27 protein-coding genes are annotated in these 26,661 nt (G+C 75.0%); 13 read left to right on the plus strand and 14 right to left on the minus strand.

All coding sequences use genetic code 11. From position 1 onward, the window contains the following. Positions 1-8: 8 nt before the first annotated feature. Both ACI8AD_RS00980 and ACI8AD_RS00985 read right to left on the minus strand, forming a co-directional pair. Entirely contained in the window at positions 9-818 is an 810-nt protein-coding gene (locus ACI8AD_RS00980) for an alpha/beta hydrolase (protein ID WP_456868662.1), read from the minus strand. 16 nt (positions 819-834) lie between these two features. After that, positions 835-1,863 (minus strand): aldo/keto reductase, encoded by a 1,029-nt coding sequence (locus ACI8AD_RS00985; protein WP_456868664.1) that lies wholly within the window; start codon positions 1,861-1,863, stop codon positions 835-837. 221 nt (positions 1,864-2,084) lie between these two features. On the opposite strand from ACI8AD_RS00985, the gene ACI8AD_RS00990 reads away from it, so the two are divergent. The 3 genes from ACI8AD_RS00990 (at position 2,085) to ACI8AD_RS01000 (ending at position 6,021) form a co-directional block, all read left to right on the plus strand. Then, on the plus strand, positions 2,085-3,437 hold the full coding sequence (locus tag ACI8AD_RS00990) for a cytochrome P450 (protein WP_456868666.1): 1,353 nt from the start codon (positions 2,085-2,087) through the stop codon (positions 3,435-3,437). A gap of 103 nt (positions 3,438-3,540) precedes the next feature. Next, complete coding sequence (locus tag ACI8AD_RS00995; RefSeq protein ID WP_456868668.1) at positions 3,541-5,055, plus strand: flavin-containing monooxygenase; 1,515 nt, start codon at positions 3,541-3,543, stop codon at positions 5,053-5,055. Positions 5,056-5,085: 30 nt separating this feature from the next. After that, positions 5,086-6,021 (plus strand): alpha/beta hydrolase, encoded by a 936-nt coding sequence (locus ACI8AD_RS01000; protein ID WP_456868669.1) that lies wholly within the window; start codon positions 5,086-5,088, stop codon positions 6,019-6,021. Between the two features lie 99 nt (positions 6,022-6,120). Here ACI8AD_RS01000 and ACI8AD_RS01005 read toward each other — a convergent pair whose 3' ends face one another. Further along, on the minus strand, positions 6,121-6,606 hold the full coding sequence (locus ACI8AD_RS01005) for a cupin domain-containing protein (protein WP_456868671.1): 486 nt from the start codon (positions 6,604-6,606) through the stop codon (positions 6,121-6,123). A 97-nt stretch (positions 6,607-6,703) separates the two neighbouring features. Between ACI8AD_RS01005 and ACI8AD_RS01010 the strand changes: the two genes are divergently transcribed. The 5 genes from ACI8AD_RS01010 (at position 6,704) to ACI8AD_RS01030 (ending at position 10,749) form a co-directional block, all read left to right on the plus strand. Then, a complete protein-coding gene (locus tag ACI8AD_RS01010) occupies positions 6,704-7,891 on the plus strand; it encodes an MFS transporter (protein WP_456868672.1) in 1,188 nt (395 codons plus the stop codon). Positions 7,892-8,392: 501 nt separating this feature from the next. Beyond that, complete coding sequence (locus ACI8AD_RS01015; protein ID WP_456868673.1) at positions 8,393-8,596, plus strand: cold-shock protein; 204 nt, start codon at positions 8,393-8,395, stop codon at positions 8,594-8,596. Positions 8,597-8,712: 116 nt separating this feature from the next. Next, on the plus strand, positions 8,713-9,996 hold the full coding sequence (locus tag ACI8AD_RS01020) for a D-arabinono-1,4-lactone oxidase (RefSeq protein ID WP_456868675.1): 1,284 nt from the start codon (positions 8,713-8,715) through the stop codon (positions 9,994-9,996). A 10-nt stretch (positions 9,997-10,006) separates the two neighbouring features. Next, positions 10,007-10,285 (plus strand): YciI-like protein, encoded by a 279-nt coding sequence (locus ACI8AD_RS01025; RefSeq protein WP_456868677.1) that lies wholly within the window; start codon positions 10,007-10,009, stop codon positions 10,283-10,285. Then, positions 10,282-10,749, plus strand: coding sequence for a heme-degrading domain-containing protein (locus ACI8AD_RS01030; protein ID WP_456868679.1), 468 nt, complete (start codon positions 10,282-10,284; stop codon positions 10,747-10,749). The genes ACI8AD_RS01025 and ACI8AD_RS01030 overlap by 4 nt, the downstream gene beginning before the upstream one ends. A gap of 19 nt (positions 10,750-10,768) precedes the next feature. Here the strand turns inward: ACI8AD_RS01030 and ACI8AD_RS01035 are convergent, their stop codons facing one another. After that, positions 10,769-12,037, minus strand: coding sequence for an RNA polymerase sigma factor (locus ACI8AD_RS01035; RefSeq protein WP_456868680.1), 1,269 nt, complete (start codon positions 12,035-12,037; stop codon positions 10,769-10,771). 7 nt (positions 12,038-12,044) lie between these two features. Then, positions 12,045-12,389, minus strand: a complete 345-nt coding sequence (locus ACI8AD_RS01040; RefSeq protein WP_456868682.1) for a YciI family protein — start codon at positions 12,387-12,389, stop codon at positions 12,045-12,047. Positions 12,390-12,696: 307 nt separating this feature from the next. On the opposite strand from ACI8AD_RS01040, the gene ACI8AD_RS01045 reads away from it, so the two are divergent. Beyond that, positions 12,697-13,104, plus strand: coding sequence for a WhiB family transcriptional regulator (locus tag ACI8AD_RS01045; protein WP_456868684.1), 408 nt, complete (start codon positions 12,697-12,699; stop codon positions 13,102-13,104). Between the two features lie 16 nt (positions 13,105-13,120). Here the strand turns inward: ACI8AD_RS01045 and ACI8AD_RS01050 are convergent, their stop codons facing one another. From ACI8AD_RS01050 to hppD, 4 genes are all read right to left on the minus strand, one after another. Further along, on the minus strand, positions 13,121-13,981 hold the full coding sequence (locus ACI8AD_RS01050; RefSeq protein WP_456868686.1) for an LLM class flavin-dependent oxidoreductase: 861 nt from the start codon (positions 13,979-13,981) through the stop codon (positions 13,121-13,123). 31 nt (positions 13,982-14,012) lie between these two features. After that, positions 14,013-14,426, minus strand: a complete 414-nt coding sequence (locus tag ACI8AD_RS01055; protein ID WP_456868690.1) for a TIGR03668 family PPOX class F420-dependent oxidoreductase — start codon at positions 14,424-14,426, stop codon at positions 14,013-14,015. A gap of 40 nt (positions 14,427-14,466) precedes the next feature. Beyond that, positions 14,467-15,372 carry a PaaX family transcriptional regulator gene (locus ACI8AD_RS01060; protein WP_456868693.1) on the minus strand — a complete coding sequence of 302 codons (906 nt, stop codon included), beginning with the start codon at positions 15,370-15,372 and terminating at the stop codon, positions 14,467-14,469. Positions 15,373-15,725: 353 nt separating this feature from the next. After that, positions 15,726-16,931, minus strand: a complete 1,206-nt coding sequence (gene hppD, locus ACI8AD_RS01065; RefSeq protein WP_456868696.1) for a 4-hydroxyphenylpyruvate dioxygenase — start codon at positions 16,929-16,931, stop codon at positions 15,726-15,728. A gap of 128 nt (positions 16,932-17,059) precedes the next feature. Here hppD and ACI8AD_RS01070 point away from each other — a divergent pair, with 128 nt between their 5' ends. Further along, positions 17,060-17,578: an Lrp/AsnC family transcriptional regulator gene (locus tag ACI8AD_RS01070; protein ID WP_456868699.1), complete on the plus strand. Its 519-nt coding sequence runs from the start codon at positions 17,060-17,062 to the stop codon at positions 17,576-17,578. A 27-nt stretch (positions 17,579-17,605) separates the two neighbouring features. Next, the gene (locus tag ACI8AD_RS01075) at positions 17,606-18,019 is read left to right on the plus strand and encodes a PaaI family thioesterase (RefSeq protein ID WP_456868700.1); all 414 of its coding nucleotides are present in this window, start codon (positions 17,606-17,608) and stop codon (positions 18,017-18,019) included. 6 nt (positions 18,020-18,025) lie between these two features. Here ACI8AD_RS01075 and ACI8AD_RS01080 read toward each other — a convergent pair whose 3' ends face one another. Beyond that, positions 18,026-19,306, minus strand: coding sequence for a hydroxyacid-oxoacid transhydrogenase (locus tag ACI8AD_RS01080; RefSeq protein ID WP_456868702.1), 1,281 nt, complete (start codon positions 19,304-19,306; stop codon positions 18,026-18,028). A gap of 130 nt (positions 19,307-19,436) precedes the next feature. On the opposite strand from ACI8AD_RS01080, the gene ACI8AD_RS01085 reads away from it, so the two are divergent. Together ACI8AD_RS01085 and ACI8AD_RS01090 are read left to right on the plus strand one after the other, a co-directional pair. Continuing rightward, positions 19,437-20,408, plus strand: a complete 972-nt coding sequence (locus tag ACI8AD_RS01085; RefSeq protein WP_456868706.1) for a cyclase family protein — start codon at positions 19,437-19,439, stop codon at positions 20,406-20,408. Positions 20,409-20,415: 7 nt separating this feature from the next. Continuing rightward, positions 20,416-22,065, plus strand: coding sequence for an AMP-binding protein (locus ACI8AD_RS01090; RefSeq protein WP_456868710.1), 1,650 nt, complete (start codon positions 20,416-20,418; stop codon positions 22,063-22,065). Positions 22,066-22,101: 36 nt separating this feature from the next. Here the strand turns inward: ACI8AD_RS01090 and ACI8AD_RS01095 are convergent, their stop codons facing one another. The 4 genes from ACI8AD_RS01095 to xylA form a co-directional block, all read right to left on the minus strand. Further along, on the minus strand, positions 22,102-23,013 hold the full coding sequence (locus tag ACI8AD_RS01095) for a hypothetical protein (RefSeq protein ID WP_456868711.1): 912 nt from the start codon (positions 23,011-23,013) through the stop codon (positions 22,102-22,104). Positions 23,014-23,119: 106 nt separating this feature from the next. Further along, positions 23,120-23,923: a sulfite exporter TauE/SafE family protein gene (locus tag ACI8AD_RS01100; protein WP_456868712.1), complete on the minus strand. Its 804-nt coding sequence runs from the start codon at positions 23,921-23,923 to the stop codon at positions 23,120-23,122. 84 nt (positions 23,924-24,007) lie between these two features. After that, on the minus strand, positions 24,008-25,405 hold the full coding sequence (xylB, locus tag ACI8AD_RS01105; protein ID WP_456868713.1) for a xylulokinase: 1,398 nt from the start codon (positions 25,403-25,405) through the stop codon (positions 24,008-24,010). Further along, entirely contained in the window at positions 25,405-26,592 is a 1,188-nt protein-coding gene (gene xylA, locus ACI8AD_RS01110) for a xylose isomerase (protein ID WP_456868714.1), read from the minus strand. Before xylA ends, xylB begins: the two co-directional genes overlap by 1 nt. Positions 26,593-26,661: the final 69 nt, after the last annotated feature.

Genomic DNA, 26,661 nt, shown 5'->3' on the forward strand with positions numbered 1-26,661 from the left:
CGCCCGCCTCACCCCCGTGCCCGGTCGGCGAGCTCCACGACGGCGGCCACCAGGGCCCGTCCGTCGAGCAGGACGGCGTCGTTGTGGTCGGCGCCGGGCACCTCCACCAGCCGGTGCAGCCCCGAGGCGGCCTCGGCCACCCGCCGGCTCTGCGCCGGCGGCACGATCGTGTCGGCGTCGCCGAGCACGACCGTCGTCGGCACCCGGATCCGGGCCACCTGCTCGGCGACGGGGTACCGGTCGCGCAGCAGCAGCCGGACGGGCAGGAACGGGTGGTGGTGGCCGCCGGCGGCGGCGAGGTCGACGAACGGCGAGCGCAGCACCAGCCCCGCCGGCGGGTGCTCGAGCGCCAGCGCGGTGACCACCCCGCAGCCCAGGCTCTCGCCGTAGTAGAGGAGCCGCTCCTGCGAGACGCCCGCCTCCTCGACCAGCCAGTCGCGCGCGGCCCGGACGTCGAGGGCCAGACCCTCCTCGCTGGGGCTGCCCGGGTTGCCGCCGTAGCCGCGGTAGTCGAAGAGCAGCACGCCGAGCCCCGCGTCGGCCAGCGCCCGCGCCAGCGGCGCCCGCAGGCCCCGGTGCCCGCCGTTGCCGTTGGCCACCAGCACGACCGGCGCCCCCGGACCGGCCGGGACGAACCACGCCCCGAGCTCGAGCCCGTCGGCGGTCCGCAGCGGGACGTCGCGGCCGCCGGGGACGGCGTCGGCGGCGGCGGGCACCGGGCCGTCGTCGGGCAGGTACACCAGGCGGCGCTGGAACGCCCACAGCAGGCCGACGAGCACCGCGCACACGACGACGACCACCAGCAGGGCCCGCAGCACGCCGCGCACCGGGCGGTCAGCCGGACAGGCTGCGGCTGCGCTGCTCGACCCCCAGCTCGCCGTAGGGGTAGTCCGGGGCGGCCGGGTCGCTGACCGCGTCCAGCCGCGCGGTCTCCTCGGCCGACAGCACCAGGTCCGCCGAGCCCAGGTTGTCGCGCAACTGCCCGGTGGTGCGCGCCCCGAGGATCACCGAGGTCACGGCCGGCCGGGCGCGCAGCCAGGCGAGCGCCACCTGCGGCATCGACACGCCGCGCGCCTCCGCGACGTCCTGCACGGCCTCCAGCACGTCCCACGTGCGCTCCCGGCCGCCGACGCGGTCGTAGGCCTCCATGCCGCGGTCGGGGTCCTCGCCGAGGCGGGTGGTGCCCTGCGGCCGCTGGTCGCGGGTGTACTTGCCCGACAGCCAGCCGCCGGCGAGCGGACCCCACGGCAGCAGGCCCAGCCCGTTGAACAGGCACGCCGGCACGATCTCGGCCTCGGTGCCGCGCACCAGCAGGCTGTAGTTCGGCTGCAGCGTGACCGGGACGGCGAGGCGGTCGCGCTCGGCGACGTCGACGGCGCGCTGCAGCTGCCAGCCGGTGAAGTTCGACAGGCCCGGGTAGCCGACCTTGCCGGCGGAGACGGCGTCGTCGAGGAAGCGCAGTGACTCCTCCAGCGGGGTCAGCGGGTCCCACGCGTGCAGCTGGTAGAGGTCGACGTGGTCGACGCCGAGCCGGCGCAGCGAGTCGTCCAGAGCGCGCCGCAGGTGCCGCCGGGAGCTGCCCAGCGCGTTGGGCTCGGCGCCCATCGGGAAGCGGCCCTTGGTCGCCAGGACGACGCGGTCGCGGACGTCGGCCGGGCGGGCGGCCAGCCAGCGCCCGACGATCTCCTCCGACGCGCCGGCGGAGTAGACGTCGGCGGTGTCGACGAGCGTGCCGCCCGCCTCGACGAAGACGTCGAGCTGCTCGTGCGCGCCGGCCTCGTCGGTCTCGGCGCCGAAGGTCATCGTGCCCAGGCACAGGGCCGAGACGGCACAGCCGCTGCGGCCGAGGGTGCGCAGTTCCATGCGTCCAGCAGGCCACACCGGCCGCGGTCCCGCTCGTCGGGGGACGGCCGGGCCCCCGCGGTCCGGCGGCGCCCCTACGGGTCCTCCCCCAGCCGACCGTGCGCGGTCGGGGGCGCCACCCGATGGTCGCCGAGGTGCCCGGTCGGGAGGCTCGACCTGCCCGGCCGGGACGCGGTCACCTCCCGCCGGAGCCCCGACGCCGGTGGCCGAGACGAGGCGCCATGAGCACTCTGGAGCAGGTCCGCACCCCCGCACCGCCGGAGCGCCCCGCACCGCCCCGGACCGGGCCGGTCCCCCGGCTGCGCGCGCGACTCCGCTCGTGGCTCGGCGCCCGGCTGGCCCGCCGGGTCCGGCGCCGGGGACCGGACCCCGCCGTCGTGCGTGCCCTCCCGCGGTCGGCCACCCTGCCCCTGCGGCGCGACGGCCTCGACCCGGTGCCGGAGTTCACCGAGCTGGCGGCGCGCGGGCCGGTGCACCGCCTCGAGCTGCCCTTCGACCTGCCGGTGCACCTCGTCACCGGCGCCGCGGAGGCCCGCGCGGTGCTCGCCGACCACGCCGCCTTCAGCACCGACGTGCGCCACCTGTTCGGCGGCGACGGCCCGGTCACCGCCGACGACGTCGGCGGCCTCGGCATGACCGACCCCCCGGACCACACCCGGCTGCGGGCGCTGGTCGCGCCCGAGTTCACCCGCGCCCGCGTGCAGCGGCTGGCGCCGGCCGTCGAGCGGACGGTGCACCGGCAGCTCGACGCCCTGGCCGCGGCCGGGTCACCGGCCGACCTCGCGCGGCACGTCTCCGCGCCCGTGCCCCTGCAGACGATCTGCGACCTGCTCGGGCTCGACGGCGCCGACGGGGGGCTCCTCCGGCGGCTGGGCGCCCGCCGCTTCGACGCCACCCGGGGCACCGCCGGGGCCCTCGGCGCGGTCTCCGCGCAGCGCCGGTCGCTCGCCGAGGCGGTGGCCGCCCAGCGCCGCGAGCCCGGCGACGGCCTGATCGGGCGGATCGTCCGCACCTCCGGGGACACCGTCTCCGACGCCGACCTGGTCGGCCTCGCCGACGGCGTCGTCACCGGCGGGTACGAGACGACCGCCGCGATGATCTCCCTGGGCACGCTGGTCCTGCTGCGCGACCCCGCGACCGCGGCGCTGGTGCGCGAGGGCTCCCCGCGCGACGTCGAGCGGGTGGTGGAGGAGCTGCTGCGCCACCTGTCGGTGGTGCAGGTGGCCTTCCCCCGCTTCGCCCGGCGCGCCGTGGACGTCGGCGGGCAGCGGATCGGCGCCGGCGACGTCGTGCTGGTCTCGCTGAGCGGCGCCGACCGCGACCCGGCCTGGGCCGGCGCGGACCCCGGCGCCGTCGACCCGGGCCGGTCACCGCGCGGCGGGCACCTGGCCTTCGGGCACGGCAGTCACCGGTGCGTCGGCGCCGAGCTGGCCCGGCTGGAGCTCACCGTGGTGCTGCCCGCGCTGCTGCGGCGCTTCCCCGACCTGGCCCTCGCCGTCCCGCCCGAGCGGCTGTCGTTCCGGCGGCTGTCGTTCGTGTACGGCGTCGACGCGCTGCCCGTGCTCACCGGGTGAGGTCCGGCCGTGAGTCGGCGGGTCGACACGCCGGGGACTCCCGGTGGGGTGGCTCCTCGGGCTAGGTTCGTGACCTGCGTCACAGCTCCAGGGAGGTCAGGCCATGACCACGACCGGAACGGCGACCCTCGAGGCCCCGGCACCGACCGCGGAGGACGTCGAGCACGTCGACGTCCTCATCGTGGGGGCCGGGGTGTCGGGCATCGGGGCCGCGCACCACCTGCGGGAACGGTTCCCCGACCGGACGTTCGTGCTCCTCGAGGCGCAGGAGACCCGGGGCGGGACCTGGTGGACCCACCGCTACCCGGGCGTGCGCTCCGACAGCGACCTGTTCACCTACGGCTACCGGCACAAGCCGTGGCGCGGCCCCTCGATCGCCGCGGGCGAGGAGATCCTGGCCTACCTCGACGAGGTCATCGCCGAGGACGACCTCGCCCCGCGGATCCGCTACCGGCACCGCGTCACCACCGCCTCCTGGTCCAGCGAGGACGCCCGGTGGACGGTGGAGGTCACCCGCGAGGACACCGGCGAGAAGCTGCGGATGACCACCGACTGGCTGTGGATGTGCCAGGGCTACTACAACCACGCCGAGCCCTACCAGCCGCGGTGGGAGGGCATGGACTCCTACCAGGGCCTCGTCATCCACCCGCAGTCCTGGCCCGAGGACCTCGACCTCACCGGCAAGCGCGTCGTCGTCATCGGCTCCGGGTCGACCGCCGCCACGCTGATCCCGGCGATCGCCAAGGACGCGGCGCACGTGACGATGCTGCAGCGCTCCCCCTCCTACTTCCTCGCCCCGCCGCTGACCCACGAGCTCGCCGTGACGCTGCGGGCCCTGGACATCCCCGAGGACTGGACGCACGAGATCCTCCGCCGCGCCTACGCGGCCCAGTTCAACGAGCTGGCGCGGATGTCGCACGAGGCCCCCGACGACCTGCACGCCTTCCTCATCGAGTCGATGCGGCCCCTGCTGCCCGAGGGGTTCGACGTCGAGAAGCACTTCACGCCGCGGTACCGGCCGTGGCAGCAGCGCATCGCGATCGTCCCGGAGGGCGACCTGTTCGCGGCGATCCGGGAGGGGAAGGCGTCGATCGTCACCGACACCATCGACACGTTCACCGAGAAGGGCATCCGGGTCGGCGCCGGCGAGGAGCTCGAGGCCGACGTCGTCGTCACCGCCACGGGCTTCAACCTCTCGGCGTTCGGCGACGTCTCCTTCACCGTCGACGGGGAGCCGGTGGCCTTCCCCGAGCGGGTCACCTGGCGCGGCCTGATGATCAGCGGCGTGCCGAACATGGCCTACGTCTTCGGCTACTTCCGGCACAGCTGGACGCTGCGCGTGGACCTCGTCTGCGACCTCGTCGACCGGCTCTTCGCGCGCATGCAGGAGAAGGGCGCCCGGAGCGTCGTGCCGGAGCTGCGCCCGGAGGACGCCGGGATGCAGCTCGGGCCGTGGTCGGACCCGGAGAACTTCAACGCCGGCTACGTGCTGCGCTCCCAGCACCTGCTGTTCAAGCAGGGCGACCGCGAGCCGTGGACCCACATGCTCGAGCACGCGCAGGAGGCCGAGCTGCTGCCGAAGGCCGACCTCGACGACGGCTCGCTCGTGTACCGCTGACCACCCCCGCCGACGACGTCAGGAGCCCCCGTGCCGGTCGACCCGCACATCGCCGCCCTGCTCACCGCGCTCGAGGAGTCGGGCGCGCCGCCGCTGAGCGAGGGCACGCCCGAGGCCGGGCGCGCCTACTACCTCGCCCTCACCCGGGACGTGCGCACGCCCGAGCAGGTGGTCCCGGTGGGCAGCACCGAGGACCGCACCGTGCCCGGTGCCGAGGGCGACCTGCGGGCGCGGGTGTACCGCCCCGACGCCTCCGGGCCGCTGCCCACCGTCGTCTTCTTCCACGGCGGCGGCTGGGTGATCGGCGACCTCGACACCCACGACAACATGGTCCGCAACGTCTGCCGGCACGCGGAGGCCGTCGTGGTCGCCGTCGACTACCGGCTGGCGCCCGAGCACCCCTTCCCCGCCGCCGCCGAGGACGCGGTCGCGGCGGCCCGCTGGGTGGCCCAGCACCTCGACGAGTTCGGCGGGGACCCGCGCCTGGCGGTGGCCGGTGACAGCGCCGGCGGCAACCTGGCGGCCGTCGTCGCCCAGACCCTGCGCGACGACGGCACCCCGCTGGTCGGGCAGCTGCTGATCTACCCCGCCGTCGACGCCGAGGGCGAGTACCCCTCCCGCCAGGAGAACGCCAAGGGCTACTTCCTCGAGCAGGACACGATGGACTGGTTCTACGGTCACTACACCGGGGCGTGGGAGGACGCCCGGGACGCGCGACTGTCGCCGCTGCACCACGGCGACCTGTCCGGCCTCCCGCCGGCGGTCGTCGTCACCGCCGAGTACGACCCGCTGCGCGACGAGGGCGAGGCGTACGGCCAGGCGCTCGAGGCCGCGGGCGGGACGGCGCACGTGCTGCGCTACGACGGCCTGATCCACGGCTTCTTCGACATGGGCGCCGCCTCACCGGCCGCGCAAGCGGCGATCGAGGAGAGCTGCGCCCGGTTCCGGGAGGTCATCCACCGCTGAGGACCCGCGCTGCCGAGTGCGCACCTGCGGCTCCCCGACACGGCGTGCCCGCGCGTGTCGTCGACCGCCACTGCCCACTCGACGCGGTCCGGCGGGGCGTCACACCCAGTAGGTGTCGTGGCGGAGCATGAACTCCGCCCGCTCCTCCGGCGTCATGCGCTCCCCGCGCGCCAGCGTCTCGAAGTACTCCTCGCGCGGGCCGCCCGGGGCGAACATGAGCAGCATCGTGGCGCGGTCCCCGCCGCGGAAGCCGTGCACGCCGCCCTCGGGCACGTAGAGGAAGTCCCCGGGGCCGGCGGTGCCCCACGACCGGCCGTCGTAGACCTCGACCGTGCCCGACAGCACGTAGAACTGCTCGGAGATCGAGCGGTGGAAGTGCGGCCCCGGACCGGAGGGCTCCGCGCCGAAGGTCCACCGGTACAGGCCGAAGCGGCCGGCGGTCTGGTCGCCGGTGGCGAGGAACTCGCAGGTGACGCCGGTGGCCGAGACGGTGTCGGGCGGGCGGTCGGCGGGGCGCGACCAGGCACTGGCCTCCCCGGTGGTGCCGCGGTAGAGGTCGGGCGGGTAGTGCCGGTGCAGGGACACGGGGGTGCCCTCCTTCCTCCGTCGCCGGCGCCCATCCTGGCAGCGACCGGGCCGGCGCACCCGGTCGCCGGACGGCGGGGGCGGTACCGTCCGCCGCGTGCCGGACGCCGCGCCCCCGCAGGACACCCGGCGGGGCACGCGGCGGCAGCTCGACGCGCTGACCCTGGGGCTGTTCACCGTGGCGCTGGGCACCAACGTCCCCACCCCGCTGCTGCTGGTGTACCGGCGCACGCTGGGCCTGTCCGACGCCGACCTCACCGCCGTCTTCGGCTGCTACGCCATCGGCCTCATCGCCGCGCTCACCGTGGCCGGCGCGGCGTCGGACCGCTTCGGCCGCCGCGCGCTGGTGCTGCCGTTCTCCGTCCTCGCCGGGCTGGTGTCGCTGCTGTTCCTGCCCGCCGTCGACCACCTGCCGCTGCTCTACCTGGGCCGGCTGCTGCAGGGCGTCGTCTCGGGGGTGGTGTTCTCCGTCGCCAACGCCTGGCTGCAGGAGCTCGCCGGTCCGCGCGGCCAGCAGTCGGCGGCCACCCGCGGGGCGGTGTCGACGTCGCTGGGCTTCGCCATCGCCCCGGCGATGAGCGGGCTGCTCGCGCAGTACGGCCCCGCGCCGACGACGCTGCCCTACCTCGTGCACGTCGCCGTCCTCGTCGTCGGCCTCGGCGCGCTGCTGACCGTGCCCGAGACCGTCGAGGTCCGCCGCCCCGGGAAGCTGATGACCCTCGGGCTGCCCCGGGAGGCGCGCCGGCCCTTCTGGGCGGTGCTGGCCCCCACCGCCTCCGGGGTGTTCGCCTTCCCCGCGGTCGCCGCCACCCTGCTGCCGCTGCTGGTCGTCCCCGACGGCGTCGGCGTGGCCTACGCCGGGCTGGTCGGCGGGCTGGCCCTGGGTGCGAGCGCGGTCGCCGCGCGGGTCGGGCGCCGGTTCGAGCGCGGCGCGGCGCCGCTGGGCATGGCGCTGGGCGCGGTGGGTGTCGGCCTGGCCGTGGTCGCCGTCGTCACCCGGTCCGAGCCGCTGCTGGTCCCGGCGTCGCTGCTCATGGGCAGCTGCGGCGGGCTGTGCCTCACCGCCGGGCTCACCCTCACCGCCCGTCTCGCGCCGCCGCAGACCCGCGGGGCGATGAACAGCGCCTTCTACGCCTTCGCCTACGTCGGCTTCGGCACGCCGCTGCTGCTCGCGTGGCTCGGCTCGCTCGTCGGCCCGGTCGCGGCGCTGTCGGCCTTCGTCGCCGTCCCGACCGCCCTCGCCGGCTGGCTGTGGCTCGAACTGCGCGCCGGCGGCCGGCGCTGACGGTCCGGGTACCGGCCGGCAGCGGGTAGCGTCCTCCTCGACCGGAGGGGGTCCCATCACCACACACCGTGCTCGCTGTGCCGACGCCCATCTCGGGTGCCCCTGCCGGGGCGACGAGGCGGTCCACGAGGAGCGCTCGCGCGAGCTCGGCGCAGCCCGCGCCCGTCCCGAGCCGGTCGACTGCCCCGAGTGCGGGTCCCCGACGACGCACCTGTCCCTGGTCGCGTGGGGCAACTGCCGCGCCTGCCGCACGGCGCAGTCCCGGGTGGTCGACCCGCTCCGCTGGTGACGCCGCCCACTGTGACGCTGGCGGCCGTGGCACCGCCTGCCGCGGGGCAGCCGGTACAGTCGTGCCCGGTCGCTGTCGTACCTCTGCTTCGTTCTCGGACGTCCGCAGTCGTCTCTGCCTGACGTTCCACTCGGTCCTGCCGGTCGGTGCGGCGACCCGGGAACCGGCACCTGCCGGACCCGACACCCCCAGCACGGACGAAGGAGAACGACATGGCGCAGGGCACCGTGAAGTGGTTCAACGCGGAGAAGGGCTTCGGCTTCATCGAGCAGGACGGCGGCGGCCCCGACGTCTTCTGCCACTTCTCGGCGATCAGCGGCAGCGGCTACCGCTCGCTGGACGAGGCGCAGCGCGTCGAGTTCGACGTCACCCAGGGCCAGAAGGGCCCGCAGGCGGAGAACGTCCGCGCCGTCTGAGCGCCCCCGCACGACGCGAGACCCCCACGGCCCCGGGCCGTGGGGGTCTCGCCGTCTCCGGTGTTGGATGGGCACGGGCACGCCGAGGGGAGACCGCAGCAGCCATGCAGGAGCACGTGACGGCCGCAGGGACCGCGGGGCCGGCCGGGAGGAACTGGGCCGGCAACCTCGCCTACCGGGCCGCCCGGCTGCACCGGCCGACCAGCGTCGCCGAGGTCCAGGAGATCGTCGCCGGCAGCCCGCGGGTCAAGGCCCTCGGCTCCCGGCACTGCTTCAACGACATCGCCGACACCCCCGCCGACCTCGTCTCCCTCGACGCGCTGGAGGGGGACGTCGAGCTCGACCTGGCCGGCGGAGACGCCCCGGGCGTGGTGTGGGTCCCCGGCGGGACGCGGTACGGGGACCTGCTCCCCGAGCTGGCGCGGCACGGGTGGGCCCTGCACAACCTCGCCTCGCTGCCCCACATCACCGTCGTCGGCGCCACCGCCACCGGCACCCACGGGTCGGGCGGCCGCAACGGCTCGCTGAGCACCTCCGTCGCCGGGCTCGACGTCGTGCGGTCCGACGGCGAGCTGGTGCGCCTGCGCGAGGGCGACCCCGACCTCCCCGGCGCGGTGGTCCACCTCGGCGCGCTGGGCGTGGTGACCCGCGTCGGGCTGCGGTTCCAGCCGACCTTCTCCGTGCGCAACAACGTCTACCTCGGGCTGACGTGGGAGCGGCTGCTCGCCGACTTCGACGAGGTGGCCGACGCCGCCTACAGCGTCAGCGTGTTCACGAACTGGCACGAGGTCACCCAGGTGTGGGTGAAGTCGCGGGTCGACGAGCTCGAGGTGGCCCCGGAGGAGTTCTTCGGCGCCCGGTCGGCCACCGAGCCGAGCCACATGCTGCCCGACACCCCCGTCGAGAACCTCACCGAGCAGCTCGGCGTCCCCGGGGAGTGGCACGAGCGGCTGCCGCACTTCCAGCTCGGGTTCACCCCCAGCCGCGGCGAGGAGCTGCAGAGCGAGTACTTCGTGCCGCGGCAGCACGCCCGCGCGGCGGTGGACGCGCTGCGCGCGCTGGCCGGCCGGATCGCACCGCTGCTGCTGGTCAGCGAGATCCGCACCGTCGCCGGGGACGACCTGTGGCTCAGCCCCGCGTACGGCACGGACGTCGTCGCGCTGCACTTCACCTGGGTCCCCGACGAGCCCGGGGTCCGTGCCCTGCTCCCCGCGGTCGAGGAGGCGCTACGCCCGTTCGCCGCCCGTCCGCACTGGGGCAAGCTGTTCACCACGGGGGCCGGGGAGCTGGCCGGCCTCTACCCGCGGCTCGGGGACTTCCGCGAGCTGGTGCGCCGCTTCGACCCGCGCGGCGCCTTCCGCAACGACTACCTCGACCGGACCGTCGCCGCCCACGTGTGAGAGTGGGCCCATGCTGGTCCTGGAGTACGAGCTGGCCGACGACTACCTGACCCGGCGGGGGCCGCTGCGCGAGGAGCACCTGGCCCTCGCGCGCGCGGCGCACGAGCGCGGCGAGCTGCTGCTGGCCGGGGCGCTGCCCGACCCGCACGACCGGGCGCTGCTGGTGTGGACGGCGGAGCGCGACGTCGTCGAGCGGTTCGCCGGGTCCGACCCCTACGTCGTCCACGGTCTGGTCACCGCGTGGTCGGTCCGGCAGTGGGACGTCGTCGTCGGCGGGGGTGCGGCGTGACCGCCTTCCCGACCGTCGCCGAGCTCGCCGCGGAGGAGGACGAGCTGCGGCTGCCGGGGTTCACCAACGAGGACGCCTGGGAGCTGGGCTCGGCGCTGGTGGCCGCCGCCCGCCGCGCCGACGCGCCGGTCGCCGTGGAGATCGTCCGCAACGGGCACCGGCTGTTCTCCGCCGCCCTGACCGGCGCCACCCCGGACAACGCCGACTGGATCGCGCGCAAGTGCCGGGTGGTGCACCGCTTCGGGCACGCCTCGCTCTACGTCCGGCAGACCTGGGTCGAGCGCGGGACGACCTTCGAGGAGTCCTCGGGCCTGGACCCCCGGCGCTACGCCGCGCACGGCGGCGCCGTCCCGCTGCTGGTGCGCGGCGTGGGGCCGGTCGGCGTCGTCGCGGTGTCCGGGCTGCCGCAGCTGGAGGACCACCGGATGGTGGTCGCCGCGCTGCGCGCCCACCTGGGGCGCTGAGCGTCCTGGACGCTGGGCGTCAGCCCAGCTCGGCCAGCCGGCCGGCGAGGAACTCCCGCTCGACGGCGTTGGCCGTCAGGTGCAGCGCCTCGGTGTAGGCCAGCCGGGCCTCCTCGATCCGGCCCAGCCGGCGCAGCAGGTCGGCGCGCGCGGCCGGCAGGTAGCCGTAGCCAGCCAGCTGCGGCTCGGTGGCCAGCTCGTCGAGCGCGGCCAGCCCGGCCGCGGGGCCCGACGCGAAGCCGACGGCGACCGCCCGGTTGAGCGCGACCACCGGGGAGGGCCAGACCTGGCCGAGCACCCCGTACAGGGCGACGATCTCGGCCCAGTCGGTGGCCTCCCAGGTGGGCGCCTCGGCGTGGACGGCGGCGATCGCCGCCTGCAGGGCGTAGCGCGAGGGCGGCCGGCCCCGCAGCGCCTCGCGCACCAGCGCGACCCCCTCGGCCACGGCGGCGGCGTCCCAGCGGGAGCGGTCCTGCTCCTCGAGCAGCAGCAGCCGGCCGTCCTCGCCGGTGCGGGTGGCCCGGCGGGCGTCGGTGAGCAGCAGCAGCGCCAGCAGCCCGGCCACCGCGGGGTCGCGGGGCAGCAGGGCGCGCAGCATCCGGCACAGCTGCAGCGCGCGCTCGACCAGGTCGCGGCGGACGAGCTCCTCCCCCGCCGGCACGGTGTGGCCGGTGGTGAACAGCAGGTGCACGACCGCCAGGACGGCGTCGACCCGCTCGGGCAGCTCCGCCGGTGGCGGCACCCGGTAGGGGATGCCGGCGACGGCGATCTTCTTCTTGGCGCGGGTGAGGCGGGCGGCCATGGTCGGCTCGCTCACCAGGAAGGCGCGGGCGACCTCGGCGGTGGTCAGCCCGCACAGCAGCCGCAGCGTCAGCGCCACCTGCGCCGCGCGGTCCAGCGCCGGGTGGCAGCAGGTCACCACCAGTCGCAGCCGGTCGTCGGGGTAGCCGTGCGTGCCGTCCCCGGTGTCGTCCTCGGCGTGGTCGGGCGCGACGTCGTCCTCGACCAGCAGCGGGAGGGAGCGGCGGGCCACACCCTGGTGGCGCAGCACGTTGAGCGCCCGCCGCCGGGCCACCGTGGTCAGCCAGGCCCCGGGCCGCGACGGGACACCGGTGTCGCGCCAGTCGGTGAGGGCCGTGGCGAAGGCCTCCTGCACGCACTCCTCGGCGACGTCGAGGTCGCGGGTGACGCGCACCGTCGCGGCGAGCACGAAGGCCCACTCGCGACGGTGCGCGTCGGCGACCGCGGCGGCGACGGCGGAGGCGTCGGGCACGGGGTCGGCGGTCACGGTCGGCTCAGTCGAACACCATGACCGGGCGGACCTCGACCCCGCCGAAGCGCGCCGGCACCGTCCGCGCGACGGCCAGGGCGGTGTCGAGGTCGGGGGCGTCGACGAGGTAGTAGCCGCCGAGCGCCTCCTTGGTCTCCGCGAACGGGCCGTCGGTGACGTCCGACCCGCCGCGCACGCTGGTCGCCGTCGTGGTCGGCTGCAGGGCCGACCCGCCGAGCAGCTTGGCGCCGAGACCGTCGACGCCGGCGGCGAACCGGTTGTGCTCCTCGAGGACCTCGCCCCACACCTCGGGCGCCGCCGTCGCGTAGGACGCCTCGTCCTCGTAGATCAGGATCAGGTACTGCGCCATCTGGCCCTCCCGGGTCCCGGGGGCCCGCCGGTCGGGCCCTCCACCTCTACGACACGCAGCACCGCACCAGATCGACAGGTCGCACCGGAAGATCTCCCCCGCTCCGCTACCGCGTCCGGGTGGCCCGCCGGTGACGACACGCCGGGCCGCCCGGTCGAGGGCACGATGCGCCAAGCGGACGGCGGGGTTTCGCGCAGTTCCTGCCAGTGCGTCCGGCAGCGCCCGCTGCGTAACGTCACGGACAGCAGCCAGGGCGTACCCGTCCGTCACAGGGCGCCACGCCGCACACCGACCCGAGGAGCTTCCCGTGCACTCCTTCTCGCGCACCCACCTCAGCCTGGTCCCCGGCGACGAGGCCGCCCTCCGCTTCGACGACCCCGACTTCGGCTACGACGAGGGCTACGACGAGGGCTACGACTACGCCGCTGCCCCCGACACGCAGACCCCGCTGTCGTTCTGGGCCGACACCACCGAGGGCGGCTCGGCCGCGTGGCGCCTGGACGCGCTGTGCGCCGAGACCGACCCCGAGGCGTTCTTCCCGGAGAAGGGCGGCTCCACCCGCGAGGCCAAGCGCGTCTGCGCCGGCTGCTCGGTGCGCACCGAGTGCCTGGAGTTCGCCCTTGCCAACGACGAGCGCTTCGGCATCTGGGGCGGCCTGTCCGAGCGCGAGCGGCGCCGGGTGCGCCTGGAGCGCCGCGAGCGCCTCAGCGCCTGACCCGTCGGCCGGCGGGCTACAGCGCGGCCTCGGCGAGCAGCTCCACCTGGGCCGGGTCGGAGACGGTGGGGTCGAGGAGCAGCTCGTCGACGCCGATCTCGGCGAAGCCGGCGATGGCCTCCCGGACCGCCTCCGGTGACCGGAGCGCGCTGCCGGCGATCATCTCGGCGGTCTCGCGGCCCATCGGCTCGTAGTAGTCGAGCAGGTAGCGCCGGGAGGCCTCATCGGTGTCGCCCAGCGAGAAGTAGACCAGCGCCGCGAACCGCGGCGAGCCCTCCTTGCCGGCCTCGCGCCAGGCGGTCCGGACCCGGTCGAGGAACGGCGCGGTCATCTCCGGCGGCAGGCCACCGGCCGTCCAGCCGATGCCGAACTCGACCGTGCGGCGGATCGCGGCCTCGGTGTTGCCCCCGATGAGCAGCGGCACGGCGTCGTGCCCGGTCTCCGGCGTCACCCGCCGGGTCCCCTCGACGATCGGCTCGCCGGTCCACGCCCGGTGCAGGTCGGCCAGCTGCTCGTCGAACAGCCGCCCCCGGGAGGAGAAGTCCCGCCCGGTGAGCCGGTAGTCGACGTCGCGCCAGCCGGCGCCGAGCCCCAGCGTCAGCCGCCCGCCGGTGAGCTCCTGCACCGTGGCCGCCTGCTTGGCCAGCTCCGCGGTGCTGCGGGCCGGGGAGATGAGGACGTTGGTGAAGAACCGGATGCGCTCGGTCACCGCCCCGGCCGCGGCGAAGACGGTCAGCTCCTCGTAACTGGGATAGGAGACCGCACCGATCGAGGCCAGGCTGGAGAAGCCCGCGGCCTCGGCCCGCCTGGCCCAGTCCAGCAGCTGCGCGCCCGTGGTGCCGCGGACGCTGTTGGGGATGCCGATGCCGATCTCCACCTGGTTCCTCCTCCTGCTCGGGACGTGCGGGTCAGGACGTGCTCGACCACCCGCTCCAGCGTTCGACGGTGACCACCAGCAGCGGACCGTCCGGCGGCTCCGCCCGGTACTGCGGGTGCCGCGCCGCGAGCGCCGCCACGCCCGGGTGGGCCGCCGGGGGGTCCTCCACGACCGCGGCGGTCCCGTCGGCGCGCACCCACCACAGCCGCGACCAGTCGTCGTCGTAGTGGTCGACCAGCAGCGCGCACCGCGGGTCGGCGCGGACGTTGGTCAGCCGCTGCAGCCGGCGGGTCCGCTTGGGCTTGGCGTCGACCGCCGAGTAGACCGTGCCGTCGACCAGCGCGAAGACGACGGGCACCACGTGCGGCGCGCCGTCCGGCCGCACCGTGGCGAGCCGGGCGACGGCGCTGGAGGCGAAGCGGCTGCGCAGGTCCGCCGTCTGCACGCCGCCTGTCCTACCAGAGCCGCAGCCCCGGGGCGATCGGTCAGCCGGCGACGAAGTCGGCGACGAACCGCCGGGCGGGCTCCTCCAGCCGGTCGCGGAGCTCGAAGAACAGGTCCGCGGCGCGCTTCCCCTCCCACTCCGGCGGCAGCAGCTCCGCCGGCAGTCCGGGGTCGAGGTAGGGGAACTTGCGCCACTGGTGCAGCGTCGAGACGTGGTCGACGAAGGCGTCCCGGTCGTCGCCGGGGTGCGAGCGCCACCGCTCCGCCGTGGTCCCGGCGGTGTCGAGGAACTCGGCGTACAGGTCGCGCAGCTGCTCCAGGTGCCAGCATCGGCCGACCAGGGCGGGGAGGTCCTCGAAGCCGAGGTGGTGGGCCTCGAAGACGGTCACGTACTCCTCGAAGCCCAGGGCCTCGACCGCCGCCTCCAGCTCCGGCTGGATCCAGCGCGGGGCCAGCCACAGCCCGCTGCCGAGCATCCCGAAGCCGAGCCACTCCAGCCGGCTGCGCAGCACGTGCCGCTTGTCCCGCTCCCGCTCGGGGACGGAGTAGGAGACGAGCACCCAGCCCTCCGCGACCGTCGAGGAGGGCACGCGCGAGTAGATGCGCCGGTCGGCCTCGTCCAGAGCGGCCAGGGCCCGCTCCGACAGCCGGTAGCCGCGCTGCCCGCCACGCGTCTCGGGGACCAGCAGGTCGCGCTGGCGCATCCGCGAGACCGCCGACCGGGTGGCCGGCTCCTCGACCCCGACGACGGCCATCAGCCCGACGAGCCGGGCCACCGGCAGCCAGCCGCCCAGCGGGCGCATGAAGGCGCCGCAGACGTCCATGATGAGCAGCCGCGGCTGCCCGGGGGCACCGTGCTCGCGCTGCAGCGGCGACGCCGACATCGACGGCGTGCCGCCGGTCCAGCGTCCCCGCGCCGGGCCGGGGGGCTCCGGGGAACGGACCACGACCGCACCTCCTCCGTCGTCCACCCGCCGCTGCCGCGCGGCCCGGGTGCGCGCCGCGCAGCCGTCAGCGTGCCACCACCCGGTCACGCAGTGACGGCATCCCGGCACGAGCAGGTGCCGGAACCGGCCCGCGACGGCCCGCGCCCCCGCTCGTGAGGCGGGGACGCGGGCCGTGGGAACGCGCGAGGAGGAGCCCTTCCGCTGCGAGTGGTCGGTTGCGGGCGACGACACCCGCCGACACGCCGTGTCGGGCAGCACCCACTGCCCACTCGGCGCCGTCCCGGTGACGTGCTGGAACGGCCCTCGCAGGGGCCCGCCGCGAGCGTGCGAGCGGGGGGCGAGGAGGTCCTTCGTCAGAAGTTGCCGCGGCGCTCCTGCTCGCGCTCGATCGCCTCGAAGAGGGCCTTGAAGTTGCCCTTGCCGAAGCCCAGTGAGCCGTGCCGCTCGATCAGCTCGAAGAAGACCGTCGGGCGGTCGCCGGTGGGCTTGGTGAAGATCTGCAGCAGGTAGCCGTCCTCGTCGCGGTCGACCAGCACCCCGCGGGCCTGCAGCTCCTCGACCGGGACGCGGACCTCGCCGATGCGGGCGCGCAGCTCGGGGTCCTCGTAGTAGGAGTCCGGCGTCGTCAGGAACTCCACGCCCTCGGCGCGCATGGCGTCGACGGTGGCGAGGATGTCGTTGGTGGCCAGCGCGACGTGCTGGGCACCGGCGCCGCGGTAGAACTCCAGGTACTCGTCGATCTGCGACTTCTTCCTCGCGATCGCCGGCTCGTTGAGCGGGAACTTCACCCGGTGGTTGCCGTTGGCGACCACCTTGCTCATCAGCGCGGAGTAGTCCGTGGCGATGTCGTCGCCGATGAACTCGGCCATGTTGGTGAAACCCATGACCCGGTTGTAGAAGTCGACCCAGGTGTCCATGGCGCCGAGCTCGACGTTGCCGACGACGTGGTCGACGGCCTGGAACAGCCGCTTCGGCGCGCCGGGCCGCTTCTGGTACGTCGAGGTGCGCGGCACGTAGCCGGGCAGGTGGACGCCGGTGTAGCGGGAGCGGTCGACGAGGCTGTGGCGGGTGTCGCCGTAGGCGGCGATCGAGGCCAGCCGCACGGTGCCGTGCTCGTCGGAGACGTCGTGCGGCTCGTCCAACACGGTGGCGCCCTGCGCGCGGGCGTGCGCGACGCAGCGGTCGACGTCGGGCACGGACAGCGCGATGTCGACGATGCCGTCGCCGTGCCGGCGGTGGTGGTCGGCCAGCGGGCTGTCGGGGTCGTAGGCGCCCTGGACGACGAACCGCGCGGCACCGGAGCGCAGCACGTAGCCGTGGTGGTCGCGGTTGCCGGTCTCGGGGCCGGTGTAGCCGACCAGCTCCATGCCGAACGCCGACTGCAGGAAGTGCGCCGTCTGCAGCGCGTTGCCCACCACCCACACCAGGGAGTCCCATCCGCTGACCGGGAACGGGTCGGCCGAGGCGTCGTACTCGACGAGGCCGACCAGCTGCTGCAGCTGGTCGGCGCCCAGGCCGGCCAGCTTCTCGTCGTCGTTGAGGATCTGCTCGAGGCTCACCGGGGCACTGCACACCCGCGGGGGACACCTGGGCAACCGGTACGGCTGGTGCTGGTACGACTGACCAGGACGACCAGCAGTCCGACCCCCGAGCTGGTCGCCGGGACCAGCAGCAGGAGGACCAGCGCGTGACCGACCGCCGGGTGCTCGACGCCCTCGACGTCGCCCTGCTCGAGGCCGTGCGGGAGCACCGCTCGGCCGGGCCGCTGGAGCTCTCGCGGCTGCTCGGGGTGGCCCGCGGCACCGTCTCGGCGCGGCTGCAGCGCCTGGAGGAGGCCGGCGTGGTCACCGGCTACGGCCCCGACGTCGACGTGCGCGCCGCCGGGTTCGGGGTGCAGGCCTTCGTCACCCTGGAGATCGCCCAGGGCGCCATCGACGCCGTCCGCCGCGACCTCGAGGCCCTCCCCGGCGTGCTGGAGGCGCACGCGACCACCGGCAGCGGCGACGTCCTGGTGCGGGTGGCGGCCCGCTCGCACGAGGCGCTGCAGCAGATGCTCGTCGACCTCAACCGCTCCTCGGCGGTGGTGCGCTCGACCAGCGTCGTCGTGCTCTCGGAGCTGGTGCCCTGGCGCACCCTGCCGCTGCTGCGGTCGGAGGCCGCGCCGGGCGCCGGCCGCTCGGCCATGCCGGGCCCGTCCGGGGGCTGACCCGCGCGGCGTGCGAGGCTGCCGGGCGTGCCGTCCCCGGAGATGCTGACCGCCCGCGTGCAGGCCGTGCTCGACATCCCGCTGCACCGACACCTGGAGATGCAGCTGCGCGACCCCGCCGACCCGCCGGCCGGCATCTGGTTCCCCGTCGGCGCGGCCGCGCAGAACCAGGCCGCGCTGCTGCACGGCGGCGTCGTCTACACCTTCCTGGACGTCGCGGCGTTCCTCGCGCTGCTGCCCTCGCTGGGTGAGGGCGAGCACGCCGTCACCCACGACCTCACCGCCTCGCTGCTGCGCCCGGTGCGCGCCGGCGCCCGGGTCGACGTCACCGGGTCGGTGCTGCGCCGCGGCCGGGCGGTGGCGTTCCTGCGCGCCGAGGCCACCGTCGACGGCGCTCTCGTCGCCTCGGCGCAGGTCACCAAGTCGATCGTCGCGGTCTGAGACCGGTCACCAGAGCGACATCGACCGGAGGAAGATCCCCGCGACGTCGTCCTCGGTGACCTCCCGCGGGCAGGTGGCCAGCAGCCGCTGCTGCTTCATCGTCCCCTCGACCAGGTCGGGCACGTCGCCCTCGTCGAAGCCGACGGCGGCGATCCCGTTGGGGATGTCGATGTCGCGCATCAGGTCGGTGAGCACGGTCGGCAGGAACTCGGCGGGCTCGTCGGGCTGCCCGGCGTTGGGCGCGAGCAGTTGCGCGGCGCGCACGTGCCGCTCCGGGGAGGCCTCGAAGGTGAACCGGAAGGCCTCCGGCGCGGTCAGCGCCACCGACATCCCGTGCGGCACCATCGGCTCGCCGGCCGGGTAGTCCTTGGGGTGGAAGTCCTTGACCTGCCCGGCGATTGGGTAGGCGTTGGCGTGCGGCACGTGCACCCCGGCGTTGCCGAAGCCCATCCCCGCGAAGGTGGCCGCCATCGCCATGTCGGCGCGGGCCTGCGTGTCGTCGCCGTGCCGGACCGCCCGCCGGAAGGAGCCGGCCAGCAGCGACAGCGCCTTCTCCGACCACATGTCCGAGATCGGGTTGGACCCGCAGTAGGGCACCCGCTGCTCGGGGGTCTTGCGGTCGTAGGTGGTGTACCAGCGGGCGGTGTAGCTCTCCAGCGCGTGGCACAGGATGTCCATGCCCGAGGCGGCGGTGACCCCGGGGGGCTGGGTGAGGGTCAGGTCGGGGTCGATGACGGCGAGGGTGGGCCGCAGCCGGGCGTGGCTGATCCCGGTCTTCACCCGCTGCGCGATCACGTCCATCACGCAGATCGTGGTGCTCTCCGACCCGGTGCCGGTCGTGGTGGGGACGGCGACCAGCGGCCGCAGCGGCTCGCTCGGCGCCTGCCCCTTCCCGACCGGCACGTTGACGTAGTCCATGAGCTCACCGGGGTTGGTCGTGAGCAGGTTGATCGCCTTGGCGGTGTCGATGCTCGACCCGCCGCCGACGGCGACGAACGCGTCCCACGGCCCCGACTCCCGCGCCTGCTCGATGGCCTCGGTGAGGCTGACGTCGGTCGGCTCGACGTGCACGCCGTCGTACACCCGCGCCTCGATGCCGAAGCGACCCATCTGGTCGGCCACCCGCTGGGGCAGCCCGGTCGCCGCCACCCCGGGGTCGGTGACCACGAGGACGCGGCGCACGCCCAGGCGGCTGAGGTCGTAGCCGATCTCCTCGGAGGCGCCGCTGCCGAACTTCAGCGACGGCGCACCGTAGGTGAACACGGACTCGGGGACGGGAGCGCTCACGGGGACCTCCGGGCGGCCGGGGCGGGGCGGGCTGTCGTCGGGTGCGGTCGATGGTGCCCGCCGGTTGTGTTCTGCACCACAGCGGGGCAGGGTCGGGGACCTTCCCGTCCGCATTCCCCGGAGGTCAGCAGTGACCGCAGAACCCGAGACCACCGCCGTCCCCTCGCTCGAGGACCTCCTCGCCGACTCCCCGTCCAACTGGGGGAAGTGGGGCGACGACGACGAGGTCGGCGCGCTGAACTACCTCGGGCCCGAGCAGGTGCTCGCCGCCGTCGGCCTGGTCCGCCAGGGCAAGGTCTTCACCCTGCAGCGACTCATCGGCGACCCCAAGGGCGACCCGGTGTGGCCCGGCCGCTCCCCCGCCGAGCGCACCCAGATCCTCGACGAGTCCACCTGGGACTCCCCCGACGCGCCGCAGTACCCGGGCGGCCTGCACTACGCCGACGACAAGATCAACGCGTTCCTGCAGGGCTCCACGCAGTACGACGGCCTCGGCCACGTCTGGTACGGCGGGAAGATCTGGAACGGCTACGACGCCCGCACCACCGTCGGCGGGCTGGACAAGGCCAGCGTCGAGCCGATCGCCCAGCGCGGCGTCGTCGGCCGCGGGGTGCTGCTGGACATGGCCCGCTTCCGCGGGAAGCCGACCCTCGACAAGGGCGAGACGTTCACCCACGAGGACCTGCTCGCCTGCGCCGAGCAGCAGGGCGTGGAGATCCGGAAGCGGGACGTCCTGGTCATCCGGACGAACTTCCTGCAGCTGTTCTTCGAGCAGGGCGAGGCCTTCTACGAGGGCTTCAACGAGCCGGGCCTGGTCTACAGCCCCGAGCTGGTGCAGTGGTTCCAGGACATGGAGATCCCGAACCTGGTCACCGACACCATCGCCAACGAGGTCACCACCGACCCGAACAACGGCGTCGCGCTGGTGCTGCACAACGCGCTCATGCGCAACCTCGGGGTCACCCTCACCGAGATCGCCGACCTCGAGGCGCTGGCCGCCGACTCCGCCGAGGACGGCCAGTACGAGGGCCTCTACGTCGCCGCGCCGCTGAAGGTCCACCAGGGCAGCGGCTCCCCGGTCAACCCCGTCGTGATCAAGTGAGCCCGTCGTGAGCGCCTACGACGAGCGGCCCTGGCTGGCCCTCTACGGCGACCAGCCGGCCGACTACGAGATCGAGTTCCCCGACGCGCTGTCGATGTTCCGGGCCGGCGTGCGGCGCGACCCCGACGGCGACGCGCTGCGCTACTTCGACGGCACCGTCGTCCGCCGCGACCTCGACGAGATGACCGACGCGCTGGCCGCCGGCCTGCTGGCCAACGGGTTCTCCCGCGGCGACCGGCTGGCGGTCTACCTGCAGAACGTGCCGCAGTTCGTCATGGCCATGGTCGCCACCTGGAAGGCCGGGGGCGTCATGGTGTCGATCAACCCGATGAGCCGGAAGCGGGAGCTGTCCTACCTGCTCGCCGACTCCGGAGCAACGGTGCTGCTCAGCCTGGACACCCTCTACGACGAGGTGGCCCGCGAGGTCGTCCCGGACACCGACGTGCGGCTGGTGCTCACCACCAGCGGGCTGGACCTGCAGACGCGCGACGACGAGCGGCTGTTCGCCGGCGTCACGCGGCAGCGGCACGAGGGCACCACCGACCTGCTGGAGTTCATCGGGGCCCACCGGGGGCAGACGCCGCCGCCGGTGACGCTCGGGCCCGACGACGTCGCGTTCCTCACCTACACGTCGGGGACGACGGGCGTGCCCAAGGGCGCGATGAACACCCACCGCAACGTCGTGTTCACCGCTCAGGTGTACCGGGACTGGGTGCACGCCGGGCGGGACGGGCCGGTGTTCGGCATCGCGCCGCTGTTCCACATCACCGGCCTGATCGGGCACGTCGCGGTGACCATGCTGGTGCCGGCGCCGCTGGTGCTCGCCTACCGGTTCGAGCCGCAGGTGGTGCTCGACGCGTTCCTCGAGCACCGGCCGGCGTTCACCATCGGCGCCATCACCGCGTTCAGCGCGCTGCTCAACGCCCCCGGGTTCAGCAAGGAGCACTTCGACTCCTTCACCTCGATCTACTCCGGCGGTGCGGCGATCTCCCCGGCCGCCGAGCGCGGCTTCTCCGAGGCCACCGGCAAGCAGGTGCACAACGCCTACGGCCTCACCGAGACGACGTCGCCGATGACGGTCACGCCCTTCGGGTCGCCGTCGCCGGTGGACCCGACCTCGGGCGCGCTGTCGGTCGGGGTGCCGGCGCCCAACACGGTCGTCCGGATCCAGGGCGACGACGGGCAGGACCTGCCGCTGGGCGAGGTGGGCGAGATCGTCGCCGAGGGCCCGCAGGTGGTGGCCGGCTACTGGGGCAAGCCCGAGGAGACGGCGGCGGGCCTCCCTGGTGGGGCGCTGAAGAGCGGCGACGTCGGGTTCATGGACCCGCAGGGCTGGGTGTTCATCGTCGACCGCAAGAAGGACATGATCAACGCGTCGGGCTACAAGGTGTGGCCGCGCGAGGTCGAGGACGTCCTGGCCGAGCACCCCGCCGTCCGGGAGTCGGCGGTCGTCGGCGTCCCCGACGAGAAGCGCGGGGAGACGGTGAAGGCCTACGTCAGCCTCAGGCCGGGGGCGAGTGCCACCCCGGAGGAGCTGATCGCGCACTGCCGGGAGCGGATGGCCGCCTACAAGTACCCGCGCAGCGTCGAGCTGCTCGACGAGCTGCCCAAGACGGTGACCGGCAAGATCCTGCGCCGGGAGCTGCGGGGCACCTGAGCCGGCCGGGGTCCCCGCATCGGGCGGGGACCCCGGTCAGCCGGCCGCCGCCGGCGTCCGCGCCGTGCCGGGCTCGCCGCGCCGGGCGACCCGGGCGGCCAGGGCGCCGACGGCACCGGTGGCGACGACGGCGACGAGGAAGACGCCGTAGGCCCACACCCACCAGTCGCCGGTGTCCATCTCGGGCAGGTACCAGACCAGCGCCACGAGCTCGAGGACCCCGAAGACGGTGTAGGTGACCCCCGCGACGAACAGCCGGCCCAGGTCCCGCTCCCGGATGACCAGCGCCGCGGCCACGCCGAGGGCGATCATCCAGGCGCCGATCACCTGGGAGCTCAGCGGGGTGATCTCCCACGGCCAGAAGGACGTGACGGTCTCCACGTGGTGGTGCACGAACAGCCCGCCGGCGAAGAGGACCCCGCCCGCCGCGAGCATGCCCGCCCCCTCGACGGCCAGCAGCCCCGCCAGCCAGCCCGGCATCGGTGCCCGCACCGGCGGCCGCCCGCGGCGGCGGACCTCCTGGGCGAGCACCACCGCCACGCACAGCGCCGGGATGACGAGGTAGACCGCCAGCCACACCCAGGCCGCCACCCGGGCCACCGGCCCGCCGGTCAGCAGGTGCAGGCGGTGGGTGTGCACGAGCGTGGCCACGCAGGTGACGACCGTGAAGACGGTGACGGTGAGCACCGGGACGCGGATCCGGCTCCAGCGGTCCTCGCGCAGCGACAGCACCGACAGCACCGCGCCGGCGCCGTAGGCGGCGCCGAGGAACGCGGCGGTCGGCTCGGTCGCGATGGTCCAGGCCCAGAACCGGTCGGCCACGTCGGCGAGCACGAACAGCTGGTTGACCGCGAGGAGGGTGAGCACCAGGAAGGCCACCAGCAGGCGCCTCGTGCCGGGACGGATCGCCTCGGCCGGGTCCTGTGTCCGCTCGTCGACGTGCTCCATGGGCTGCCGCCGGCCTCCCCGGCCCGGGTCCCCCTGCTCCGCCGGACACCGCGACCGGCGCCCCAGGCTCGCGCGCCAGCGCCGTCGGCACCAGGGTCCATCGGCCTCAGCCGCGGACGTTCTCCGTCCAGACGTCCCAGCCCAGCCGCACGATCAGCGCGGTGACCACCACCAGGAAGACGACGCGGATGAAGCCGGTGCCGCGGCTGGTCGCCGTCCGCGAGCCGACGTAGCCGCCGAGGGTGTTGGCCGCCCCCAGCGCCAGGCCCAGGCCCCAGACCACCGACCCGTGCGGCACGAAGAAGGCCAGCGCCCCGAGGTTGGTGGCGACGTTGACGATCTTGGCCTTGGCGCTGGCGTTGAGGAAGTCGTAGCCGAGCAGCGAGACCAGCGCGAAGACGAGGAACGAGCCGGTGCCGGGCCCCAGGACGCCGTCGTAGAAGCCGATGACCGCCCCGACGGCCAGCGCCGTGCCGTGGTGCCCGCGGCCGGTGTGCCGCAGCGCCGTCACCTCGCCCAGCGACGGGCGGAACGCGGTGAACAGCGCGATGCCGACCAGCGCGACCACGATGACCGGCTTGAACACCTCCGCCGGCAGCAGCGCCGCCACCGACGCCCCGCAGAACGAGCCCACCAGGGCGACCGCGGCCATCGGCAGCGCGGTGCGCAGGTCGGGGTGGACCCGCCGCTGGTAGGTGATCGCGCTGGTGGTGGTGCCGAACACCGACCCCAGCTTGTTGGTGGCCAGCGCCTGCACCGGGGACAGTCCCGGGACCAGCAGCAGCGCCGGCAGCTGGACCAGCCCGCCCCCGCCGACGACGGCGTCCACCCAGCCGGCCGTGAGCGCGGCGAGCAGGACGAGGGCGAGCAGCCCCCCGGTGAGGCCCTCGGGGAGGAACGCCTCGCTCACCGGCGGTCCCCCCGCGTCCTCGTCGTCACGGGGAGCCAGCCTCCCCCAGGCCCGCCGGGGCGGGACCGGCGGGTCCGGGTGCGCTCAGGTGCGGCGGGCGGTCAGGTCGCGCACCTCGGCGTACCGCTCGCGGACGACCGGGGTGGGGTCGGCCTCGTGCACCTCGGTGCCCGGCCGCGCCCACGCCGGCGGCTCGGCGCCCCCGGACAGCACCCAGGCGGCCTGCCGGGCGGCGCCGTCGGCCACGTACTCCCCCGGCGGCGGCACCAGCACCGGCACGCCCAGCACGGCCGGGGCGATCGCCCGCACCGCCGCCGACCGGGCGCCGCCGCCGACGAGCAGCACCCGCCGCACCTGCGCGCCGGTGGCGCGGACGGCGTCGAGCCCGTCGGCCAGCCCGCACAGCAGCCCCTCGACCGCGGCGCGCGCGAGGTGCGCCGGGGTCGAGGTGGCCAGCGTCAGCCCGTGCAGCGCGCCGGTGGAGTCCGGCCGGTCCGGGGTCCGCTCCCCCTCCAGGTACGGGACGAGCACCAGGCCGCCGGCGCCGGGCGGCGCCGACAGCGCCAGCCGGGACAGCTCCTCGTGGTCGACGCCGAGCAGCCGGGCGGTGGCGTCGAGGACCCGCGCGGCGTTGAGCGTGGCGACCAGCGGGAGGAAGCGGCCGGTGGCGTCGGCGAACCCGGCGACCGCGCCGCTGGCGTCGGCGGCGGGGGTGTCGGACACGATCGACACGACGCCGGACGTGCCCACCGAGCAGACGACGTCGCCGGGCTCGGCGGCCAGGCCGAGCGCCGCGGCGGCGTTGTCCCCCGTGCCCGGGCCGAGGACGGCGCCGGTGGCGGACCGGCCGGCCGGCTCGGCCGGGCCGAGGACCCGCGGGACGGCCGGGCTGCGCCCGAACGCGCGCTCGAGCAGGTCGGGGCGGTACTCGCCGGTGGCCGCCGACCAGTACCCGGTGCCGCTGGCGTCGCCGCGGTCGGTGACGAGGGCGTCGAGGCCCGGCGTCCCGGCCAGCACCCAGGTCAGCCAGTCGTGCGGCAGGCAGACCGCGGCGGTGCGCGCGGCGTGCTCCGGCTCGTGCTCGGCCAGCCAGCGCAGCTTGGTGACGGTGAACGACGCCACCGGCACCAGCCCGACGGCGTCGGCCCAGGCCTGCGGGCCGCCGAGCTCGCGGGTGAGGTCGGCGGCGGCGGCGGCGGAGCGGGTGTCGTTCCAGAGCAGGGCGTCGCGCACGACCCGGCCGTCCTCGTCGAGGCAGACCATGCCGTGCTGCTGCCCGCCGACGGCGACGGCGGCGACGTCGTCGAGCCCGCCGGCCTGCGCCACCGCCTGCTCCAGGGCGGCCGCCCAGGCCGCGGGGGGCACCTCGGTGCCCTCCGGGTGCGGCGCCCGGCCCTCGCGCACGAGGGCACCGGACGCCGCGTCCCGGACGACGACCTTGCAGGCCTGGGTCGAGGTGTCGACCCCCGCGACCAGCGACATCAGCGGGCGCCGAGCAGGTGCTCGACGGCGAGCTGGGACAGGCGCACCTGGCCACCCCGGCGGGCACCGGCGGCGTCGGCGTCGAAGTCCTCGAACGCCGAGCGGTCGGCGAGCAGCTGGTCGAACGACTCGCCCTCGCCGAGGGTCGGCTGCGCCAGCTCCGGCACGGCGGCGTCGGCGAGGGCCTCCTGCACCTCCGGGTCGGCGCGGAAGGCCTGCGCGCGCTCCTTGAGCAGCAGGTAGCTGCGCATGTTCGCCTCGGCCGACTCCCACACGCCCCGCAGGTCCTCGGTGCGCAGCGGCTTGTAGTCGAAGTGGCGCGGACCCTCGTAGCGCGGACCGCCGGACGGGAAGCCGTTCTCCAGGAGGTCGACGGTGGCGAAGGCGCTCAGCAGGTCGCCGTGGCCGAAGACGAAGTCCTGGTCGTAGCGCGGGCCCTTCTGACCGTTGAGGTCGATGTGGAAGAGCTTGTCCTGCCACAGCGCCTGGGCGATGCCGTGCGTGTAGTTGAGCCCGGCCATCTGCTCGTGCCCGACCTCGGGGTTCACACCCACCAGGTCGGCGTGCTCGAGGCTGTGGATGAAGGCGATGGCGTGGCCGATGGTCGGCAGGAAGATGTCGCCGCGCGGCTCGTTGGGCTTGGGCTCCAGCGCGAAGCGCAGGCCGTAGCCGCGGTCCTCGGAGTACTGGGCCAGGGTGTCGATGCCCTCGCGGTAGCGGTCGAGCGCGGCCTTGAGGTCCTTGGCGCCGTCGACCTCGGTGCCCTCGCGGCCGCCCCACAGCACGTAGGTGGAGGCGCCGAGCTCGGCGGCGAGGTCCATGTTGCGCATGACCTTGCGCAGCGCGTACCGGCGGACGCCGCGGTCGTTGGCGGTGAGCGCGCCCTCCTTGAACACCGGGTGGGTGAACAGGTTGGTGGTGACCATCGGGACGACCAGGCCGGTGTCGGCCAGCGTCTGCTTGAACCGCTCGATGGTCTTGGTGCGCTGGCTGTCGTCGCTGCCGAAGGGGATCAGGTCGTCGTCGTGGAAGGTGACGCCGTAGGCGCCGAGCTCGGCGAGCTTCTCGACGGACTCGACCGGGTCGATCGCGGGGCGGGTCGCGTCGCCGAAGGGGTCGCGCGCCGGCCAGCCGACGGTCCACAGACCGAAGCTGAACCTGTCCTCACGGGTGGGCTGCAGGGGCATGGGGATCCTTCCGCCGGGCACCGGGGCGCTCGTCCGGGTGACGCGGGCCACCGCTTTTGTGCTGCGGTA

It is taken from the genome of Geodermatophilus sp. SYSU D00766 (assembly GCF_054049915.1).

Bases quoted from the DNA above. Each gene is read 5' to 3' on its own strand.
- ACI8AD_RS00985 (WP_456868664.1), bottom strand. From the start codon at position 1,863: ATGGAACTGCGCACCCTCGGCCGCAGCGGCTGTGCCGTCTCGGCCCTG.
- ACI8AD_RS00990 (WP_456868666.1), top strand. From the start codon at position 2,085: ATGAGCACTCTGGAGCAGGTCCGCACCCCCGCACCGCCGGAGCGCCCC.
- ACI8AD_RS00995 (WP_456868668.1), top strand. From the start codon at position 3,541: ATGACCACGACCGGAACGGCGACCCTCGAGGCCCCGGCACCGACCGCG.
- ACI8AD_RS01015 (WP_456868673.1), top strand. From the start codon at position 8,393: ATGGCGCAGGGCACCGTGAAGTGGTTCAACGCGGAGAAGGGCTTCGGC.
- ACI8AD_RS01025 (WP_456868677.1), top strand. From the start codon at position 10,007: ATGCTGGTCCTGGAGTACGAGCTGGCCGACGACTACCTGACCCGGCGG.
- ACI8AD_RS01040 (WP_456868682.1), bottom strand. From the start codon at position 12,389: ATGGCGCAGTACCTGATCCTGATCTACGAGGACGAGGCGTCCTACGCG.
- ACI8AD_RS01095 (WP_456868711.1), bottom strand. From the start codon at position 23,013: ATGGAGCACGTCGACGAGCGGACACAGGACCCGGCCGAGGCGATCCGT.
- xylB (WP_456868713.1), bottom strand. From the start codon at position 25,405: ATGTCGCTGGTCGCGGGGGTCGACACCTCGACCCAGGCCTGCAAGGTC.
- xylA (WP_456868714.1), bottom strand. From the start codon at position 26,592: ATGCCCCTGCAGCCCACCCGTGAGGACAGGTTCAGCTTCGGTCTGTGG.